This window comes from Oleiphilus sp. HI0079 (genome assembly GCF_001635105.1).
The window spans coordinates 1-931 of sequence record NZ_LWFT01000805.1; the positions used below are offsets into that span (position 1 = coordinate 1).

The 931-nt window shown below is 48.7% G+C and carries 1 protein-coding gene and 1 pseudogene; both read left to right on the forward strand.

The window, feature by feature from the left end; genetic code table 11:
• Positions 1-479, forward strand: a pseudogene (locus A3750_RS14985) (di-heme enzyme); the annotation flags it as partial.
• 2 nt (positions 480-481) lie between these two features.
• Positions 482-931 (forward strand): hypothetical protein (locus A3750_RS14990; protein WP_156498617.1); only part of this gene is annotated, 450 nt, incomplete at its 3' end.

Below are 931 nucleotides of genomic sequence, written 5' to 3' on the forward strand. Positions count from 1 at the left end.
TTTTTAGCGAGGAGCTAGAGTGCTTTCACTGTCATGGAGGCTACCATTTAAGCGACTCAACAATGGATCGCTCGATGAGTTTCATTAATCGTCCGTTTCATAATACAGGCTTATTCAATATCGGCGGTAACGGCGATTACCCTGCCGACAACACTGGTTTGTTTGAGATCACCCAAGACCCCACAGACATGGGGAAATTTCGGGCACCGTCACTTCGCAACATCGCGCTTACCGCCCCCTATATGCACGATGGTAGCGTTGCCTCGCTAGAAGAAGTACTTGAGATTTACGCAGCGGGAGGACGTCTAATCAGCCAAGGGCCTTATGCTGGAGACGGCCGACAAAACCCGTTTAAAGACAGCTTTGTGAATGGCTTTGTAATGAGCGATCAAGATAAGGATGATGTACTCGCCTTTCTCCAAAGCCTCACCGATCAAAGCTTTATTTCCAACCCAAGATTCAGCAACCCATGGAATTGATCATGCGACTTTCTCAATTATTACTTCGTGTTGGACGATATAGCGCAGTGTTAATTCTCGCTGCGCCTGAGTCAGCTCTGGCGCACGGAGACTTTCTATATATGCCACAAGCCAAGGTGCAAGCCGGTATTTATCTAAGCGCTCAAGACAAAGGCATCGCCGATGACAATCTATGGCAGATTCCCGGCGTTTTGATGGGCGGCGAAGCAAAAGGGAACGAGGCAGGATTCGCCATTAATGATGCAAACATTCGGCTCACTTGGGCAAATCAAGATGGCGTTTTTGCGCATACAGAAGTCTCGGCACATGGTCATGAGAATGACCTGGAAGCCAAAATAGAGCAGGCTTTTGGCGGATATCACTGGACCAATACACTCGGCCACATCAAGTTAGAGGGCGGAAAAATGAAAGGAGCATTTAGCCTTCAGAACCCGCTTCACCCGAGTGACCGT